This window comes from Pseudomonas sp. NPDC098747 (assembly GCF_044760045.1).
Classification (GTDB): domain Bacteria; phylum Pseudomonadota; class Gammaproteobacteria; order Pseudomonadales; family Pseudomonadaceae; genus Aquipseudomonas.
The window spans coordinates 16,911-18,874 of record NZ_JBIWAL010000076.1; the positions used below are offsets into that span (position 1 = coordinate 16,911).

The following is a 1,964-nucleotide window of genomic DNA, read 5'->3' on the forward strand; positions in this document are numbered from 1 at the left end:
AATAATACCGCTAAAAAAGAGATCAACAATCTCAATCACAATCTTTCCCAACAACAACATCTTCATATCAATGAAAATGTTGCGCGCCAGGTAACCGGCGAAGATGTCGCCGAAGTTGCCGGTCGGCACCGAGAACGACACCGAACGCGCCGGGCCGCCCAACTGCAGGGAGGCGTGGAAGTAGTAAACGATCTGGGCCATGATCCGCGCCCAGTTGATCGAGTTCACGGCTACCAGACGCGTGCCTTTGAGGAAGCTCTGGTCGGCGAAGCTGGCCTTGACCATTTCCTGGCAGTCATCGAAGTTGCCTTCGATGGCGATGTTGTGGATGTTCTCGCCAAAAATCGTCGTCATCTGGCGACGCTGCACTTCGGACACACGGTTGTGTGGGTGCAGGATGAAGATGTCGACGTTTTCGCAGTGCTTGCAGCCTTCGATGGCGGCGGAACCGGTATCACCCGAAGTGGCACCGACGATCACCACGCGCTCGCCGCGCTTTTCCAGCACGTAGTCGAGCAGACGACCGAGCAGTTGCAGGGCGAAGTCCTTGAACGCCAGAGTCGGGCCGTGGAACAGTTCCAGCACCCATTCGTTGCCGTTCAACTGACGCAGCGGCGCGACGGCGCTGTGCGAGAACACGCCGTAGGTTTCTTCAAGAATCTTTTTGAAATCGGCGTCCGGAATGCTGCCGGTTACGAACGGGCGCATGACGCGAAAGGCCAGCTCGTGATACGGCAGGCCGGCCCAGGAAGCGATCTCTTCCTGGGTGAAACGTGGCAGGACTTCCGGGACGTACAGACCGCCGTCGGTGGCAAGACCTGCCAGCAGGACGTCTTCGAAATTCAGGGCCGGTGCCTGGCCGCGGGTACTGATGTAACGCATGTCTGACTCCAATGGAGAGTGTTCGCAACATCGGCCCCGCTCGCGGGGCCGATGCAGGACAACGACTTAGTTCAGGTGCTCGACGCGGATCCGTACAACCGGACCGTCCACGCCTGCCAGGGCTTCGAGAGCGGCGATTGCATCGTTGATACGCTGTTCCACCACACGGTGGGTCAGCAGGATCATCGGCACCAGACCGTCGTGTTCCTCGACTTCCTTCTGCATGATCGACTCGATGTTGATGCCGCGCTCCGAGAGGATGCTCGCCACCTGAGCGAGAACACCCGGATGGTCCTTGGCCTGAATGCGCAGGTAGTAGGCGCTTTCGCAGGCTTCGATCGGCAAAATCGGGTGGGCCGACAGCGAATCCGGCTGGAAGGCTAGATGCGGTACGCGGTTTTCCGGGTCGGAGGTCATGGCGCGAACCACGTCCACCAGGTCGGCGATCACCGACGAAGCCGTCGGCTCCATGCCAGCGCCAGCGCCATAGAACAGGGTCGAACCGGCAGCGTCGCCGTTGACCATCACCGCGTTCATCACGCCATTGACGTTGGCAATCAAGCGATCAGCCGGGATCAGCGTCGGGTGCACGCGCAACTCGATACCGCTGGCGGTGCTGCGTGCCACGCCGAGGTGCTTGATGCGATAGCCCAGCGCTTCGGCGTAGTTGACGTCAGCTGTGGTCAGCTTGGTGATGCCTTCGGTGTAAGCCTTGTCGAATTGCAGCGGAATGCCGAACGCGATGGAGGCCAGAATCGTCAGCTTGTGCGCCGCGTCGATGCCTTCAACGTCGAAGGTCGGATCGGCTTCGGCGTAGCCCAGAGCCTGAGCTTCGGCCAGCACGTCTTCGAAGGTGCGACCCTTCTCACGCATTTCAGTGAGGATGAAGTTGCCGGTGCCGTTGATGATCCCGGCCACCCAGTTGATGCGGTTGGCGGACAGGCCTTCACGGATCGCCTTGATCACCGGAATGCCACCGGCCACAGCCGCTTCGAACGCCACGATCACTCATTTATCGGTTGAGTTTGGTTTATTTTAATTTTGTTTTTCTGCTTTTAGATCTTTGTTGTCGGTGTATAATT

Annotated in this window: 1 protein-coding gene and 1 pseudogene; both read right to left on the reverse strand. The window is 58.9% G+C overall.

The features are described 5' to 3' along the window. On the reverse strand, positions 1-882 hold an 882-nt coding region (thrC, locus tag ACIQVE_RS27010), incomplete at its 3' end, for a threonine synthase (RefSeq protein ID WP_402814456.1). A 66-nt stretch (positions 883-948) separates the two neighbouring features. Beyond that, positions 949-1,890, reverse strand: a pseudogene (locus ACIQVE_RS27015) (homoserine dehydrogenase); the annotation flags it as partial. Between the last annotated feature and the right edge of the window lie 74 nt (positions 1,891-1,964).